We start from the raw sequence: 16,928 nt of genomic DNA on the forward strand, positions 1-16,928 counted from the left end.
TTCAACAAAAATCAGTTTGACCTCTAAAAACAATTGCAGTGCCCAAAACAGAAAGGAGATTCAAAGCATCGTATGATATTAACAAAATTCAAAAAAACATTTTTTTCTATCTTGGTAATCAGCTTTTTAATTCCAGCATGGGACATGGGGAGCCTATACGCTGAATCATCCGTCAAGACCCAGACGTATGAAGGCCTCGATGCCATGTTTGTCCTGGATGTTAGCTACTCCATGAATGAGACCGACAAAGATCGCATTGCCGAAGAAGTTATACATATGTTTATGGATATGAGTAGTGGACCTAAGACCCGATTGGGATTCGTAGCTTATAATGACAAGATCACTTCATCCGTACCACTGATGGAGATTTCATCCTCTGGAGCTCGCAATAATCTTCGTAGCCGTGTGGATGGCTTAAAACGTTCGGGATATACAGATCTCGGACTTGGCTTACGCCGAGGGGCTAGCCTGCTCGAACAATCGCAGACGGACAAACGTAAACCATTTATGATTTTGCTCTCTGACGGAGAAACGGATTTGCGAGGATCGACGAGCAGAACACCTGCTGACTCCTCCAAAGATGTGGACAAAGTTATTGAGATGGCACAACAAGCTGGTTATCCCATCTATACTGTGGGACTAAACCGCGACGGTACCGTTAACCCGGCAGAACTGGAGCGTATCGCCAAAGAAACGGGTGGTTCTTCCTTTATCACCGGAAGTGCGGACGATCTGCCTGAAATCTTCAATCGGATTTTTGCAGATCAGATTCAATCCGTTCTTGTATCTGTAGCGGCTGTAACTGCAACAGGAGCAATGCAGGAAGTAACCGTGGATATTCCTAACTCCAGCATGGCGGATGCCAACATTATCATGCTATCTGATCATGCTGTCTCGGAAGCTCAGCTCTATTATCAATCGAGCAATGTCAGCTTCATACGGTCTGATAAATATGCTCTGATGAAGATCATTCGTCCGGTCAAAGGACAGTTTAAACTGAAATTCAAAGGCCGTAGCGGTGATCTGGTGAAGATTAACCTATTAGGGAACTACAACGTCTCTGCGGTCGCAAATATGGCAACGGAGCAGCCCGTCAAGGGGAAGAGCATCACATTTGAGGCATCACTCTACGATCAGGCTGTGGACCCTAAACCCATTAAGGACTTGGATGTGTACAAGGGACTGGAAGCGGAACTCATTGTAACTCCATCTGATGGAAAAACAGAACGTATCCCTTTGACCAATACAGGTAGCGGATTTACGGGAAAATACACTTTTCCCAAGTCGGATTTGTACACATGGGGACTACGAATCGACGGTCCGGACTTTTATCGGGAAATTACTCCGGTTGAAGTAGACATTACGAATCAAGCACCCGTAGCCACCGGCGAATCCATGGTGTTATCCAAAGATGACAGCAATACAGATGTCGACCTGAACAACTACTTTAAGGATGCCAATAATGATCCATTAACGTATGTCCTTGCAGACGGTGGAAGTGAGCGCAAACTTGGAGATGCCATCATTGAAGGCAACCTGTTGCGATGGTCTTCTCTACACACCGGAAGTTCAACGATCAAGGTGACAGCAACGGATTCTGAGGGAGCAAGTATAACTACAGACATTTCGTTGCAAATTCATTCTTTACGTGAAAAGGTACTGCTATATACAGGATTGGGCCTGCTTCTTGCTGGTGGTATTTTCGCACTGTATTGGTTCGTAATGAAGCCAAAACCCGTATTCCGGGGAAGACTGGAAGGATACTTTCTAGCGACAGCGAACAGCAAGGATATACCAGTGACCAATTGGCCTCTCACTTCATTGGAACGCCGAAAAGTAAGTCTCAGTGAACTGTTTGATCGCATGGACATCGGGGTCAAAGTACTAGAAGCGGGACGAATCTGGCTGGAAGCGGGTAAAAAAGAAACGTTATTGGTACGGCACGATACGAATTGTACGGTTGTCCGAGGCCGAACGCCAGTGAAACGCAGACACACGGAAGCTATGGAGTACAATGAAAAGTTGTATATCACGTTTGAGGATGGTGTTACGGAGATCGAAATTCGTTACAAAGCCATCAAACCAAGTACCAATAGCTATGTAGGACAAAAGAGAGATCCACAGTAAACTACGTGTTAACTACGTGGAAATGAAGCACGCTGATGTATGTTCTCTCTGAAAATATAATAGAAACAAGCCAGTTCGCCCCATATGTACGGGTAAGAACTGGCTTGTTTCTATTTTACACCTATTTAACGGTTATGCTTTCATTTAAGCGTATCTACTTTAGCAACATAGGTCATGACTGCTTACGCCGTCTCATGTTGCTTTTTCGGCTCCACTTCATAGACCTGCGTATGTTGATTCTCGGCTAAAGACCATTCCACTGTACCTGGCTTGCGCACTTTCCATACCCAGGCTTGAACTCGCAGCGAGCTTCTGACCCAAGCTAAGGAAGCACAGCGTTTCTCAGAACGAACCGTCAACCCCCAATGAATAACACGAGCGAGCCAAGGATTCACATACTCATTATGTGAGCGAACAGATGGCAATTCATCCTGGAACAACCGCTGTTTCACGTCCATAGGGGGTTGCCCACATGTCCAATAATGGAGCAGAGCTGCCAAACTATAGATGTCCGACATCGGTCCTTGACTAGATTTCTCCGAATAAAACTCCAGCGGAGAATAACCTGCCGATGTAAATATCACCTGTTTCTCTCCGGATTGCATAGGCCAACGGGTAGCTGAGCCAAAGTCCAGAAGTTTGGGTGTACCATCCTCCATAACCATAATGTTGGAAGGTTTCACATCCCGGTGAAGAATGCCTTGCTTATGTATGTAATCCAATGTATCCACCAGTGGAAGTAGCGTCTCCGTTATGAAAGCAGCATCAAGAGCATGATTATGTTCATTCAAATACTCGGTCAATGTGATTCCCGTGCAGTATTCCATAACCAGATACCCCGTACCATTCGCTTCAAAATGATCCATATACGATACAATATGGGGATGATCTAGTTTCGATAATAGTTCACCTTCGAGCAGAAATGCAGCCAGTAACTCCTGATATTGCCCACCGTATCCTCGTGAAGAGCAGAACACCCCTCGCTTGTCTGCCTGCCGTTCAGCCATTCTCTGTGGGAAAAATTCCTTAATGGCTATTTTGGCACCTGTGTTACGATCTCGCCCTGCATATACAATAGCCAACTCACTGCTGGCCAATACCTGTCTTACCTGATATGTATCATTTATAATCACATTGCGCTGCAATGTCATTTTACAATTGTCTTTTCTCATAACAGACCTCTTTTCAACCTTGTCGATCGGAAGACTTTCCGCGTAAATGCATCACTTGGTTTAACCAGTCAGCAATTCATCGCCAACTATACATATAAACCAAATGATGCAATTTGAAACACCTTCACGCGAAATATTTAAATATTAATGATATCAAGCCTTCTTCGTTCTACTGCTAATCCCTATCCACACTATTCTATAGAAGAAAAGCATTCTCTTATATAGAGTATCGACAGATGGATGTAATTACTTTATTAAACTGGAGAAAAACATTTCTCATCCTTCATTAACAGTTTTTATTAATAATTATTCTGTAAAAAACGCCCGATTTCCTCGTTCATCTGAACCAATACGTCCTGTGAAGGGAAATGTCCTGTATCATACTTGATGGCTTCTACATTCGTAATAATCTTTTGAGCTCGCTCAATACACTTATCAGCTGGGAAAAAGACATCCTTCTCTCCTACCAATAACAAGGTTGGTGACGTATAATTCACCAGTTCTTCCCGCTCCGTAAGCTTGGGCAGATCCTGATCTATGCTGACGTATTTAAAAAGTTTGCCGATAATGTTTTTATCCATTTCTTTCATGCAGTTGCACGACATGTTGTCCGTAATTTTTTGCAAAGAAGATGGTGAAGACGTCATACGATACTTGACGAGTGGCAACGTGATATCCTGAGCTGTTTTAATTTTGGAATTGACCGCAAGACCCGCAGGAGCAACCAATACAGCACACGAGATGCGTTCCGGAATATAGGTAGCCAGTCTGAGAATAATGCCTCCTCCAAACGATGGGCCGATAAATGCACTCTTTTCGATATCATAGTGATCCAGCAGATCCGATACCCATAATGCCAAACTATCAAACCGTGTCGAGATACTCGCTTCCTCACTATAACCAGGATGACCAATCGTATCAGGAGCAATAATCCGGTATTCTTTAAATAAAGAAGAGAACCAGGACAACGTCATCGGATTCACACAATTACCGCCTTGGAGAATAAATAACGGCTTGCCATCTAGAGGACCCGTCAGTAAAACATGTGTCTTTCCAAAACGCGTCTCTACATACTCCCGAGTAAATTCCTCACCCAACTCGTTCAAATAAATCTCATACTCTTCAAGTATGCTGCTCTTGCCTTCTTCACTTCTATAAATGGAACTCATGTCTGCCTCCTGCAATATATACTCAAATACCCCATTCTATTGAATGGACTTGCTAATCAATGGACCAAAAAGATAAAGAGGGCCTGCAGATGACAGGCTCCTCCATATGTTTAACTAATCATATTCAGATGATTATAGAGCGGAAACTGGAAATTGTAAATAACGATTCTAATAGACCAGAAATTAAGGAGGCATCCTTTGGAAAAATCAATTTCATAACTCACTAAAAATGGATTTTCGCAACTAGATATAGACAAATTAAACCGCTTTGATCTATATCTAGCCTTATTGAAGCAGCGAAAGGTATTATGAAATTAATACGGAGAAATACCTACTTCCGGCCGTAATCTGCCTTGATTTCGCCCCACTGTTTGGTCTGCCATTTTAGCACTTTATTGCTATACGTATTCGTCTGGAGCCACTGCTCCGCACGATCAATCATCAACCATATCTCTTCCGTAGAGTTGTCTCTTGGTAACGTTGTGGCTACTTTTTTCTGCTTTAGCCATTTCATGGCATTGACCGAGTCGGTATACACCGTTTTGGTACTGCCTTCTTTTTTCAGATGTGCAAGGGCATGTACAATGGCCAAAAATTCGCCCAGATTGTTCGTACCTTTGGAGATCGGTCCGACGGAGAAAATAATCTCACCGGTGCGGGTGTCTACCCCTTTGTATTCTACAGGTCCGGGGTTACCACGTGTGCCCACATCAACAGAGACGCTGTCGTAATCCACTTCCTCTGACGTTTCCATGCCAGCACTTCTTCCGCTACCAGCCGACTTTGTCTTCGACGCTCCGCCTGCACTTGAACCCCAGTTCCCTTTCCATCCAGCACGATACGCTTCTTCTGCGGCTGTTTTGGACTCATAGGATTTATATTTCGCTCCAGTATAATGATCCGTCTGCGCTTTGCAATCTGCCCATGTGTTATACACACCAGGCTTCTTGCCTTCCCAGACAACATAATATTTCTGTTTTGCCACTGTAACCCGCTCCTTTGTTCACTTCATCAATACCCTATTGTAAACGATCTGGTGGGCGGAATGAAAGCTATGGATTTGGCCCTCTGCATAATTCCTCCAACTCCAGAACAGTCTAAGAAACAAAGCGCATACTGGAATAGAAAGGAATATACGTATGGACTGGATATGGAAATCTGTTTTACTTGTACTTATCGGCATGATTCTGCTGCGAATTGCAGGACGCAAGTCGATCTCACAGATGAGTGTCGCCACAACGGTCATCATGATCTCCATCGGAACAACGATTGTACAGCCCATCGCAAATCATGAGCTTGGCAAAGCGATTGGATCAGCATCAGTCTTCATTTTGACATTGCTTGTAGTGGAACAACTGCAATTGAAATTTAATATTTTTGAACGGTTAATGAGTGGCAGTTCCAAAATCGTGGTAGAGGACGGAAAGGTCATTATCCCGAATCTGAAACGTATGCGTTATACGATGGATCAGCTTGAGATGCATATGCGACAGCACGGAATTACAAGTGTAGACGATCTGGAGACAGCAACGGTGGAACCCAATGGTCAACTTGGTTATGTCCTGAAACGACATGCTCGTCCCGTGACGATTGGAGATCTGGAAGAGATCCTACGAAGTTATGCGATTACAGGTAGTAGTCCAGCAACGGGAGAACACCCTCAACAAGACAACAGCAGCAAGTCTTCAAGGCATAGCGATAACTCCTCAGATATTTTCCAAGAAGTCAGTAAAGGTGCTCATGTTCATCCCGTTGATCCTAAGCTTCAATAGATGTGTCCTCCCCTCTAAAAAAAGACCGCACCTATGAGCACTTATCAACATCGCTCCAACAGGTACGGTCTATGTTCACTTCAATTGATTATTTCGAAAGATTTCTCCACGTCATCCAAACAAAGATATAGTCCCAATCAACGTGTACTCAGGTAAGCAATGCCTAAGCCGCCCGTAACTGGATTTGTATAGATTTCACAATCGACATCGAATACCTCACCAATCATCTCGCGAGTCAGAATATCTGCCGGTTTGCCATGGACCACAATCTGGCCCTTTTTCACCACATAGAGATAATCGCAATATGCTGCAGCGAGTTCGAGATCATGCAGCGCTGCCAATATGCCAATGCCGAGTCCACGGACAGTATTTAGAATCTGAAGCTGGTATTTGATGTCCAAATGGTTCGTCGGCTCGTCCAGGATCAGGAATTGGGGTTGCTGTGCCAAGACACGCGCCAAGACGACACGCTGTTTCTCCCCACCAGACAGGGACACGTAATTACGGTCTGCATGTCCAGTCAGATGTACTTTTCCCAAAGCCTGCTCGACGATTTCGTGATCCCGTTCATTATCCGTCTCCAGCATTTTTTTGTGCGGGGTACGGCCCATCATGACCATCTCACGCACCGTAAAATCAAAACTCAATTCATTAAACTGGCCAACAACGCCCATGTGTCTGGAAACAAGCTTTGGACTGGATTTGAGAATATCGGTATTGTCCAGAAAAACCGTACCTTGCTGCGGTTTGATCACTTTATAGATGCTCTTGAGTAGCGTTGACTTGCCACAACCATTGGGTCCGATCAGTCCAACGAACTGTTTACCGTTCACCTGTAATGAAATATCCTTGATGATGTCCGTGTTCAGCACAGAGATGGATACATTTTCTACGTTCAGCTTCATGTTTAATTTCCTCCAAAACCGTAGCCTTTTTTGACCAGCATATACATAAACATCGGTGCACCAATCATGGCCGTAATAATACCGATCGGCAACTCCACGCTGGATATGAGGGATCGTGCAATAACATCCGTCCAGATGAGGAAAATGGCTCCAAACAGCACGGATACAGGCATCACTTTACGATGGTCGGAACCCACGAGACCTCTGACAATATGCGGAATAATGAGTCCAACAAAACCAATCATGCCACAGCTCGCCACCATAACGCCTGTCACCAAAGCGGTTAACAGCATGTACAGTCTGCGATACACACTCAGATTAATGCCCAGCGTAACAGCTGCTTCATCCCCCAACAACATCGTATTAAGAACTCTGGACTGTAAAAGGAAAAATAGAATCGCCACCAGCACGACGATACCTACGAGTGGAAGCTTGTTCCATCCGGAAGCCGCCAGGCTGCCCATGGTCCAGAATGTCACCGTTTTGATGCCTTCAGCATTGTTAGCAAAATAAATAATAAAGTTCGAAAAAGCGCTACATAACGCGTTAATCACCATTCCGGCAAGCACCAGCTTGACCGACGTCATTTTCCCCCGAATCCCTGCCAAAGTCAGGACCAGTAAGGACGCACCCATCGCACCGGCAAAGGCCCAGAAAGCCACCCCCGTCTGACCTAGCCACCCAATCGCACCGAATCCAATAAGAATTGCAAAGGTTGCTCCAAGTGAAGCGCCTGAGGATATACCCAGTATGTAAGGATCAGCGAGCGGATTCTGCACAGCAGCCTGCATAACAGCACCGCACAAGGCCAAGCCTGCGCCGATAAACATCGCCATCAGCACACGCGGGAAACGAATCTGCCAAATGATATCGGTAAAGGAACCTGCCTCAATGGGTGTTGTCCCCCACTGAAATCCCGTTAATTTGTATAAAAGAATACGATATGACTCCGCCAGTGGAATTTGTACCTGTCCAATGGAAACTGCAATACCTACGGATATAAGCGTAATCATGATTAAAGCTGCAATCAGTAAAGCAAACCCGGATTTACTATGAATCAGAGACTCTCTTTTCCCCATACGCTGTGTCTGAACCTGAACCGTCTGTGCCATCTCTTCCCCCATCAATTCGCGTAAAATGTAGAACAAATTAAATTTAGCTATTTACAATGTGTTTTCTCGGATTATAATTGAGAATGATTATCTTTGTCAATTTAAAACACATAGAAAAGGGGTTCGTCATTTAATGAAATTCACATCCAGAACCATTGGCATCGCTACTCTAAGTCTCCTGTTACTACTACTTGCAGCCTGTTCGAACGCTTCAACTTCTTCCCCTGCCGAAGAAACAACTTCACCTACTAACACGACAGAAACTTCAGCTCCTGCTGAGAATACAAATAAAACGACGTACCCGCTCACCATTGAAAATTTCACGATCTCGGGTGAGGGTGGCGAGTGGAAACCCAAAGTGCAAGTATTCGATAAAGCACCTGAACGTGTTGTTGCGAATACCCAATCTGCGGCTGAGATGCTCATCAAATTAGGTCTGACCGATAAAATGGTCGGTGTTGCTGCTCTATATGGTTCCGTTACACCGGATGTGGCTGATGATTTCGCCCAAATTCCGGTATTGTCCAAGGATTATGTCGGTAAAGAGCTGGTTGTAGGTGCAAGCCCGGATCTGGTTCTCGGACGGGGCGACCTGTTCGCTGATGCAGACTGGGGCGTGGGTACCGTCGATGGATTGAATGACTTGAATATCCGCACGTTCCTGCAAACGACGAATCACAAAGGCACACTCGAAAGCCTCTATAGCGATATTGCACAACTTGGAAAGATCTTCGACGTTCAAGAGAATGCCGCAACTTTCACGGAAAGTCTGAAGACTCGTGTTGCAGCCATTAAGGCAAGTGTAGCGGATCAGCCTGAGCAACGTTTTGCTTATATCGTTCCCGCTACAGAAGACACCATTACGGTAAGTAGCATGCAGAACGATACGTATCAGCTCGATGCACTTGGCCTGCTGAAGCTGAAAAATACGTTTGATGGTGTGCAAGGTGAAGTTAGTGTAGAGCAACTGATCACAGCGAACCCGGACTACCTGCTCTTGTCCGCGTATGCCGGTTCACCGGATATCGATAAGCTAATTGAGAACCTGTATGCCAACCCTGCCCTGCAAAGCATGAACGCGATCAAGAACAAACAAATCTATGTGACAGATTTCAGCCAGTTCTGGGGTTATGGATATCAAATTCTGGATGGCATTGAGAAAATGGCACAGGAAATGAAAGCTAATCCAATCAAGTAATGACTTGAGCCAATGAGCAGGAGAAGACATTCTCCCTGCTCTTTTTTTATGCCGCGCATGCAATAAACGATGGATCCAAGCTTGACATTAGTTTGATAACAAACTATATTACACGTATGAAAACAAGAGACGCTATTTCACTCATATCCAAAATTAAAGAGAAGGTCAACCGCTTTATCCTGGCCGAGATGGCTGAGCAGGGAATCCAGGATCTTGCTACGTCCCATGGGGATATTATCTATGCCCTGTACAATAATCACAGGATGACCATGGCTGAGATTTCCAAAAAAATTGGCAAGGATAAATCCACAGTGACTGCACTTGTGGACAAATTGGTGCGGACAGGATACGTGCTCAAGGAGCGTGATGCAACAGATTCACGAGTTGTTCATGTGGCTTTGACTGCCAAAGGCGAAGAATTAAAGCCAGTCTTCGAAGAGATATCACAGCGCATGCTGGACGTGTTCTATGCGGACGTTACGGAAGCGGAGAAAAAAGAACTGTTGCGAATTTTAATGAAAATTTATAGCAACTTCTAATTTTTTTTGGAGAAATAGTTTGATATCAAACTAATAGTTTAGAGGAGGTTTTTGGTATGATGGACTACACTCAATTGTTACCGGAACATGAGGTAAAGAAGATCGGAGAACATGATTTACACTTGGAGATATTCGCAGGAACCCCGCCTCATGACGAAAAAACAACGACCAAGAAGCCCCCACTACTGTTCGTTCACGGTGCATACACAGGCAGCTGGATGTGGAGCAAATATATCCCCCACTTTGTCCAGCACGGTTGGACCTGTTATGTCATGAACCTGAGAAGTCACTACAAGAGTCGGGTCATGGATATGACGATGATTACGTTTGACGATTATTTAGAGGATATTCGTGAAGTGTTAGTCAAGTTCAGCGAGCCTCCCGTCCTCATTGGCTTTAGCATGGGTGGGATTCTCAGTCAAAAGATTGCAGAAACCGTTACTCTGGCAGGCCTGGTTGTGATCGACGCCAGTCTGAGCAAGGAAGTGCATGAGCTAATCCCCTACCCGGAAAGCAATCGTATCACACCTGGAATTATCATGCCTGCACCTGTCCGTGATGAACTAACCAGTATAGATGAGACGGCAGAAGACATTGCTTTTCAGCGTAAATATCTGCAAACGGAGTCCGCGAAGGCATTTGCTATCTTTTCAGTTCTTTGTGGAGCTGATGGAATATCCATTAATGGCGACCTGATCCATTGCCCCAGCTTGGTGATCAAGGCTGTCTCCAGTGAAGACGAAGATCAGAGAGGCAAATTAACCGCCAAGCAACTGCATGCTGCATATGCCGGACTGTGGGATACGACCCATACAGGTTTACTGGTAGGCCAACGGTACATGGAACCTGTCGATATCATCCTTGAATGGATGAACAGACAGTTCCCCTTTGAATTAACGGAAAAACTCACAAATTAAAATAAATACCATGTTAAGACCCCCTTCTTACCTTTAATCCTGTATGCAAAAGTTTGATTTTTTCAGATAAGCTTATATGCATAGTTCTGGATAGGATTAAAATATAAGAAATGAGGTTTTATTCATGACCGCTCACACATCCCTCCCAAAGCAAAGGGAGCTACCTTCCATATCTTCAAAACGCCTTCCGTGGGCTGGGCTTCTTGCATTAGCCATGGCGGGATTTATTTGCATCCTCACTGAAAGCCTGCCTGCGGGACTGCTGCCGCAAATTGCAAAAGACTTGGGGATCACAGAAGCCCTCACAGGACAGTTGGTGACTCTTTATGCCATTGGATCACTTGTTGCTGCCATTCCCTTGACTACTGCTACACGCGGATGGAGACGCCGACCTCTACTGTTAGTATGCATTAGTGGTTTTCTTGTCTTTAACACCGTTACCGCCTTATCTTCGGATTACATCCTTACACTTGCTGCTCGTTTCATGGCTGGAGTCTCTGCGGGTGTGTTATGGGGCATGACAGCTGGTTATGCTCGTCGAATGGTCCCGGATTCGTTAAAAGGTAAAGCCATGGCCGTGGCTATGGTCGGCACACCGGTAGCATTAGCCCTGGGTGTTCCAATCGGTAGTTTTCTCAGTTCTTATGTCGGCTGGCGCCTCATCTTCGGGATGGTATCTCTTCTAACCGTAGCTTTAATCGTATGGGTTCTCTGGAAAATGCCGGATTTTGCCGGAGAGCCAGCTGGTGAACGTCTTCCGCTGCATAAGGTGTTTTTAATTCCGGGAGTTAGGCCTATTCTGTTTGTTGTTCTGGCCTGGATGCTTGCCCATAACATTCTATATACCTATATTTCTCCCTACCTTGCCCAGACCGTATTTGCTAACAGAGTAGACTTGATTTTGCTCATTTTCGGTTTTACTTCCATTGTTGGAATTTGGTTAACCGGAATGCTCATTGACCGATTTTTGAGGAGATTGGTAATCATTAGCTTGGCAGCATTCGCTCTCGCGTCTGTCGTGATGGGAATCGGTACTCATCAACCTATGATTATTATCCTTGGCATCATGATCTGGGGAATTACGTTTGGTGGGGCTGCCACGCTACTACAAACTGCCATTGCTCAAGCCGGAGGCAAAAGTACAGATGTCGCCCAATCGATGCTGGTTACAGCATGGAATCTGGCGATTGGCGGAGGAGGCATCATCGGGGGCATCCTTCTTGAGCTATTTGGAGCAGGATACCTTTCTGGGGCGCTGTTTATCTTGCTTATTCCTGCGTTGCTTGTAGCTATGCGTGCTTATAAATATGGATTTACCAGAGCAAATTAACAGGAAGACATTTTGCATGAGTTACACGCAGGAGGAAAGAGGAGTTCACTTGATGTGGACTCCTCTTCTGTTTTTTCATTTTAAAGACCAGAATCTTATTCTGCCTGTGCCAACAGATTTGGTCCTTCCACGAGATTTTTATGTGCAATTGGAGAAGACATGGTGATTAAAGTCATGTAAGTACCGTACGGATCACACTTGTTCTGAAACTCCTCGAGTCCCTGAATGGTATCTGTGAGGATTTTCAGCAAGTAATTGTACTCTCCGCTTATCCGATAACATTCCACAACTTCAGGTGACGCATGACAGAAATCCAGGAAAGGATAACAATCCCGCGTACGAAAAAGAACATAGGCTGTGCTCTGCTTGCCCAATTTGGATGGGGAGATTACGGTTCGATATTCCTCGATGATTCCCTTTTCTTCCATTCGTTTGACTCGTTCAGTAACAGCGGGCTGAGATAACCCCACCAGTTTGCCGAGTTCGGTCATGGATAATCTCGCCTGATTCTCCAAGTGATACAGAATATGCTGATCTATTTCGTCCATGTGATCCACTCCTTTAAATACATAAGATATATTCAGAAATTACCTTAAGTATATTCGCCAATTCATTATAACGCCTTTAACAAACCATGTAATACAAGATCAATCATTTTATATAATAAACACAGTTATCACGAGAAATCAAATACATCAGTTGGTGAGAGGAAGATAAGCATGAGAAAAAAAGACATGACGACATTGCATAATTATGTGGATGAAGCCATTGACCGCGCTCTAAGCGAAAAAAGAATCGTAGGAACAGTTGTACAAGTTGCTTTAAGAGGGAAACTGATATACAGCCGGGCTGCTGGTTTCGCGGACAGGGAGCAAAAGCGCAGCATGTCGGAAAACGCTCTGTTTCGACTTGCTTCCGTAACCAAACCTATTGTCTCGACAGCAGCTCTGGCATTAATCTCACAAGGAAAGCTGAGTCTGCATGATCCGGTGACACGCTGGCTTCCTGCATTCCGGCCCAAACTCGCTAATGGTCAGGACGCTTTAATATCAGTACATCAGTTGATGACGCACACCGCAGGCTTGACATACCGTTTCTTCCAAGAAGATCAGGGAACCTATGAGCTTGCAGCGGTATCGGACGGAATGGATTGGTCTGAAATGAGTCTGGAGGAGAATCTGCAGAGGCTGGCTTCTGCTCCTCTTTTGTATGAGCCAGGCAACATGTGGAGATATTCCATTGCGACAGATGTACTTGGTGCCGTTATCGAAAAGGTAACTGGGATGTCACTACGAGAAGCTGTCCAAACGCTGGTTACTCATCCACTCCACATGACCGACACTGACTTTGTTACGGTAGATTCGGAACGATTGACAGCCGCATATGCTAATGGTTCTGAAGAACCGCGTCTTCTTCATCAGGAGTTGGAGCTGATTCCTTTTATTGAGGGTACTGCTGGCTTCCGACTGTCACCCAATCGTGTGAATCGTACTTCTGCTTACTTATCGGGCGGAGCGGGTATGGTTGGAAGTACCGGAGATTTTCTTACTTTACTTGAAGCATTGCGACAAGGAGGACAGCCTCTTCTTACAGAAGCCGTTGCGGCTGAGATGTCAACCAATCAAATCGGGGATCTCGTGATGCCATACTGGCCAGGCAGAGGGTTTGGCCTTGGTTTTACCGTACTTAAAGATCCTGTCGCAGCCGGTACACCGGAATCCCCGGGTACGTGGCGGATGGGTGGAACTTACGGTCATTCCTGGTTTGTTGATCCAAAAGAAGAACTTAGTGTTGTAGCATTCACCAACACGGCACTTGAAGGGATGTTGGGCCAGTATACCACCGATATCTGTGGTGCAATCTACGCAGGCATTCGTGAAGGCAAAGAGGCTACACGAATATAAATACGAATAACCGCCCAATATTATTGGGCGGCTATTTGGCAACGATGGTAAGGCTACTGTCTTGTATTACTCAAATTTTTCTTTTTAAAAAGGTAGATCCCCGCAACAAGAATAAACCACACTGGCGTGACAAACAGTGCCACACGCGTATCTTCGGCCAATGCCAATACCACCAACACAAATGCCAGAAACGCCAGGATCAAGTAGTTCGAAAACGGATATAGTGGCAGTTTGAAGCGGTTGCGACTCGCCAGTTCCGGCTGAGTACGACGATATCTGAGATGACAGATCACCATGATGCCCCATACAAAGATGAAACACACGGTCGACACGCTCGTGATCAGCGTAAATACGCCTTCTGGCATGATATAGTTCAGCAGAATCGCGATCAAAATAACAATCGTGGAGAAAAACAGCGCGTTGGAAGGAACCTTCCTGTTATTCAGTCGTGCAAACGATTCGGGTGCGTTGTGATCCTTTGCCATGGAGAACACCATACGGCTTGTACTGAATATGGCACTGTTACACGCTGACGCTGCGGACGTCAGTACCACGAAGTTCACAATGCCGGCTGCGGCTGCAATACCCACAGCGGCAAACACTTGTACAAACGGACTTTCAGTAGGCACAATGGCGTTCCACGGATAAATACTCATAATAATCAGCAGTGCGCCAACATAGAAGAGCAGTACCCGGATAGGAATCTGGTTAATGGCTCTCGGAATAACCTTCTCCGGGTTCTCCGTTTCCCCCGCTGTGAGTCCCACCAGTTCCATGCCTACAAAGGCGAACACCACCATCTGGAACGATATGATGAACCCATGCAGTCCATTCGGAAACCATCCCCCATGACTCCACAGATTGGTGAAGCTTGCTGGACCCTGATCCGTCGTAAAACCTTTGAAGATCATATATAAACCAACAATAATGAGTGCCAGAATAGCCACGACCTTAATCAGGGCAAACCAGAATTCCATCTCCCCAAACAACTTTACCGTTGCCAAGTTCATGATTAATAAAATGACTAACGCTATTAACCCTGGCATCCACTGAGGTACATTCGGAAACCAAAACTGTGTATACAATCCAACGGCCGTAATATCAGCCATGGCAATGGAGATCCAGCAGAACCAATAGGTCCAGCCTGTAATAAATGCCGCCATATTTCCCAGGTAATCACGCACAAAATCGACAAAGGAATGATACTGCAAGTTGCTTAACAGCAGCTCCCCCAATGCACGCATGATCAGGAACAATACAACACCCGTAATAATATAGGCCAGCAAGATAGATGGCCCAGTTAGCTGAATCGTTTTGCCTGCTCCGAGAAACAGACCTGTACCGATCGCACCTCCGATCGCCATCAACTGCACATGCCTGTTCTTTAATCCCCTTGTTAACGTTTCTTGCTGCATGATCAACCACCACTCTCTTTCTGTACATGCTCTCTACGATGCAAAATATTATTACTCATCATATAATAATCTGCCCAGAATACATATCCCTCTTTTATATATTTTTTTGCACAGCAAAGAGGCCACCTTTGTAAGAGGCGACCACTTGATACACCCGTATTTCATGCTCTTGGCTTTTATAATCTTAAGTTATTTGTGAGAGAAGGATGAGTATAATCCCGCCGTCCGACAAAATAAGAGCCCGGATCACAAGTACAGTTCCAACGATCATAATCCCAATGCCAGTCATGACCCTGCCTTTTCGGGCGCGACCTTGATCTGGCTTGCAACCACACTGCGGCGGACCAGCTCAGTACACATCGCCTCCCATTGCAGCAGTGCCCTACGATAAACAAAAGATTTGTGAAATTGAACGGTGTTGGTCTCACCGCCTCAAGGTAGGGGATGAAAAAAGCATGTTGGAATGATCTAAATACTGAAAAATGGAGGATATATTTGCTATGCTTGCAAAGAAAAGATAGGCTTCTAATCGATACATTGAAGAAACGAAGAAAGAGGCTATTCTTCTGCGAGTGAGGAAGGTTAGGCATAAAGCCGGATCATAGGGAAGTTTAAAAATGCCAGCCAGATATCTCATGGGGACGCAAAAGCTAAAACGGAGTGTGTGTTTTAAGGGTTACCCAGGACGCTTGTACAAAGAAAAATTTTAGCAGTGCCGAAGAAGAAAATGCCTATCTAAAAGGACAGGTAGAATATCTAAAAAAAGCTCAATCCGAACTAGCACGGGGAGGGAAGCCGGATTTATAAGCCCGGTGCCGGTCCATACGAGAAATATGCACGTGGGCCGCGTAGTAGGACTGTGTAGAATTACTGAAATCTCACTGTAGATTAAGCGAGCTAAGAACACTGCCTGTAGAGAGAAGCGAACAGTGCGCGAGCGGATATGGAAGCAAGCTTCTAAGGATTCCCCGACTTCGTCCGTATCACGATAACAATGAGATTGTGTCTTCGGAACACTTTCCGAACAGAATGACTTGAAACTCGTGAAGGATGCGGTGAAGCCGTTAAAAGCGACCATATTTTCTCCATTTAGATCAGGGACTTCAGTAATCATCCGCCCCTATGCTAAACCTGTTGAAGAAAAAAGATGACAGGAAGCCTTTCTTGCCGTGAAAATTGATTCTACAACACTTTTATTGAATCGTTCTTTTACCATTTAAATACCGAGGAGTACTAAGTGGAAAAACCTCAACATATGGAGCAAGCAAGGATCCAAATTATGAATTATATTTCGTTTTATAACGAGGAACGTTTTCAAGACAAACTCAGCGACTTTCCCCGATTAAATTCCGGGAAAAAGTCGCCGTT

At 45.1% G+C, this 16,928-nt stretch carries 14 protein-coding genes; 7 read left to right on the forward strand and 7 right to left on the reverse strand.

Annotation, left to right across the window (positions count from 1 at the left end):
• Nucleotides 1-144 precede the first annotated feature (144 nt).
• Nucleotides 145-2,127, forward strand: a complete 1,983-nt coding sequence (locus AC1DE7_RS26560; protein WP_477535523.1) for a vWA domain-containing protein — start codon at nt 145-147, stop codon at nt 2,125-2,127.
• Between the two features lie 182 nt (nt 2,128-2,309).
• On the opposite strand, the gene AC1DE7_RS26565 is transcribed toward AC1DE7_RS26560, so the two are convergent.
• The 3 genes from AC1DE7_RS26565 to rnhA all read right to left on the reverse strand — a co-directional run bounded on the left by AC1DE7_RS26565 (nt 2,310) and on the right by rnhA (nt 5,453).
• Nucleotides 2,310-3,299 (reverse strand): serine/threonine protein kinase, encoded by a 990-nt coding sequence (locus AC1DE7_RS26565; protein ID WP_339283630.1) that lies wholly within the window; start codon nt 3,297-3,299, stop codon nt 2,310-2,312.
• Nucleotides 3,300-3,598: 299 nt separating this feature from the next.
• Nucleotides 3,599-4,468 carry an alpha/beta fold hydrolase gene (locus AC1DE7_RS26570; RefSeq protein ID WP_036615225.1) on the reverse strand — a complete coding sequence of 290 codons (870 nt, stop codon included), beginning with the start codon at nt 4,466-4,468 and terminating at the stop codon, nt 3,599-3,601.
• 331 nt (nt 4,469-4,799) lie between these two features.
• A complete protein-coding gene (gene rnhA / locus AC1DE7_RS26575; protein WP_427433682.1) occupies nt 4,800-5,453 on the reverse strand; it encodes a ribonuclease H in 654 nt (217 codons plus the stop codon).
• A gap of 154 nt (nt 5,454-5,607) precedes the next feature.
• On the opposite strand from rnhA, the gene AC1DE7_RS26580 reads away from it, so the two are divergent.
• The gene (locus tag AC1DE7_RS26580) at nt 5,608-6,240 is read left to right on the forward strand and encodes a DUF421 domain-containing protein (RefSeq protein ID WP_477535524.1); all 633 of its coding nucleotides are present in this window, start codon (nt 5,608-5,610) and stop codon (nt 6,238-6,240) included.
• A 137-nt stretch (nt 6,241-6,377) separates the two neighbouring features.
• On the opposite strand, the gene AC1DE7_RS26585 is transcribed toward AC1DE7_RS26580, so the two are convergent.
• A complete protein-coding gene (locus AC1DE7_RS26585) occupies nt 6,378-7,145 on the reverse strand; it encodes an ABC transporter ATP-binding protein (protein WP_477535525.1) in 768 nt (255 codons plus the stop codon).
• A gap of 2 nt (nt 7,146-7,147) precedes the next feature.
• On the reverse strand, nt 7,148-8,224 hold the full coding sequence (locus AC1DE7_RS26590) for a FecCD family ABC transporter permease (protein WP_218034852.1): 1,077 nt from the start codon (nt 8,222-8,224) through the stop codon (nt 7,148-7,150).
• A 166-nt stretch (nt 8,225-8,390) separates the two neighbouring features.
• Between AC1DE7_RS26590 and AC1DE7_RS26595 the strand changes: the two genes are divergently transcribed.
• From AC1DE7_RS26595 to AC1DE7_RS26610, 4 genes are all read left to right on the forward strand, one after another.
• A complete protein-coding gene (locus AC1DE7_RS26595) occupies nt 8,391-9,455 on the forward strand; it encodes an ABC transporter substrate-binding protein (RefSeq protein WP_477535526.1) in 1,065 nt (354 codons plus the stop codon).
• 116 nt (nt 9,456-9,571) lie between these two features.
• A complete protein-coding gene (locus AC1DE7_RS26600; protein ID WP_477535527.1) occupies nt 9,572-9,994 on the forward strand; it encodes a MarR family winged helix-turn-helix transcriptional regulator in 423 nt (140 codons plus the stop codon).
• A 56-nt stretch (nt 9,995-10,050) separates the two neighbouring features.
• Nucleotides 10,051-10,911, forward strand: a complete 861-nt coding sequence (locus tag AC1DE7_RS26605; protein ID WP_282320630.1) for an alpha/beta hydrolase — start codon at nt 10,051-10,053, stop codon at nt 10,909-10,911.
• 124 nt (nt 10,912-11,035) lie between these two features.
• Nucleotides 11,036-12,241: an MFS transporter gene (locus AC1DE7_RS26610; protein ID WP_253502220.1), complete on the forward strand. Its 1,206-nt coding sequence runs from the start codon at nt 11,036-11,038 to the stop codon at nt 12,239-12,241.
• Nucleotides 12,242-12,336: 95 nt separating this feature from the next.
• On the opposite strand, the gene AC1DE7_RS26615 is transcribed toward AC1DE7_RS26610, so the two are convergent.
• Entirely contained in the window at nt 12,337-12,789 is a 453-nt protein-coding gene (locus AC1DE7_RS26615; RefSeq protein WP_477535528.1) for an Lrp/AsnC family transcriptional regulator, read from the reverse strand.
• A 171-nt stretch (nt 12,790-12,960) separates the two neighbouring features.
• On the opposite strand from AC1DE7_RS26615, the gene AC1DE7_RS26620 reads away from it, so the two are divergent.
• Nucleotides 12,961-14,145, forward strand: a complete 1,185-nt coding sequence (locus AC1DE7_RS26620) for a serine hydrolase domain-containing protein (RefSeq protein ID WP_477535529.1) — start codon at nt 12,961-12,963, stop codon at nt 14,143-14,145.
• 53 nt (nt 14,146-14,198) lie between these two features.
• Here AC1DE7_RS26620 and AC1DE7_RS26625 read toward each other — a convergent pair whose 3' ends face one another.
• Entirely contained in the window at nt 14,199-15,560 is a 1,362-nt protein-coding gene (locus AC1DE7_RS26625; RefSeq protein WP_477535530.1) for an amino acid permease, read from the reverse strand.
• Nucleotides 15,561-16,928: the final 1,368 nt, after the last annotated feature.

The organism is Paenibacillus sp. 10L310 (genome assembly GCF_056395745.1).

Excerpts from the sequence above, each read along its gene's own strand:
- AC1DE7_RS26620 (WP_477535529.1), top strand. The coding sequence starts at position 12,961 with ATGAGAAAAAAAGACATGACGACATTGCATAATTATGTGGATGAAGCC.
- AC1DE7_RS26585 (WP_477535525.1), bottom strand. The coding sequence starts at position 7,145 with ATGAAGCTGAACGTAGAAAATGTATCCATCTCTGTGCTGAACACGGAC.
- AC1DE7_RS26570 (WP_036615225.1), bottom strand. The coding sequence starts at position 4,468 with ATGAGTTCCATTTATAGAAGTGAAGAAGGCAAGAGCAGCATACTTGAA.
- AC1DE7_RS26600 (WP_477535527.1), top strand. The coding sequence starts at position 9,572 with ATGAAAACAAGAGACGCTATTTCACTCATATCCAAAATTAAAGAGAAG.
- AC1DE7_RS26615 (WP_477535528.1), bottom strand. The coding sequence starts at position 12,789 with ATGGACGAAATAGATCAGCATATTCTGTATCACTTGGAGAATCAGGCG.
- AC1DE7_RS26595 (WP_477535526.1), top strand. The coding sequence starts at position 8,391 with ATGAAATTCACATCCAGAACCATTGGCATCGCTACTCTAAGTCTCCTG.
- AC1DE7_RS26610 (WP_253502220.1), top strand. The coding sequence starts at position 11,036 with ATGACCGCTCACACATCCCTCCCAAAGCAAAGGGAGCTACCTTCCATA.
- AC1DE7_RS26565 (WP_339283630.1), bottom strand. The coding sequence starts at position 3,299 with ATGAGAAAAGACAATTGTAAAATGACATTGCAGCGCAATGTGATTATA.
- AC1DE7_RS26560 (WP_477535523.1), top strand. The coding sequence starts at position 145 with ATGGGGAGCCTATACGCTGAATCATCCGTCAAGACCCAGACGTATGAA.
- AC1DE7_RS26590 (WP_218034852.1), bottom strand. The coding sequence starts at position 8,224 with ATGGGGAAAAGAGAGTCTCTGATTCATAGTAAATCCGGGTTTGCTTTA.
- AC1DE7_RS26580 (WP_477535524.1), top strand. The coding sequence starts at position 5,608 with ATGGACTGGATATGGAAATCTGTTTTACTTGTACTTATCGGCATGATT.
- AC1DE7_RS26605 (WP_282320630.1), top strand. The coding sequence starts at position 10,051 with ATGATGGACTACACTCAATTGTTACCGGAACATGAGGTAAAGAAGATC.
- AC1DE7_RS26625 (WP_477535530.1), bottom strand. The coding sequence starts at position 15,560 with ATGCAGCAAGAAACGTTAACAAGGGGATTAAAGAACAGGCATGTGCAG.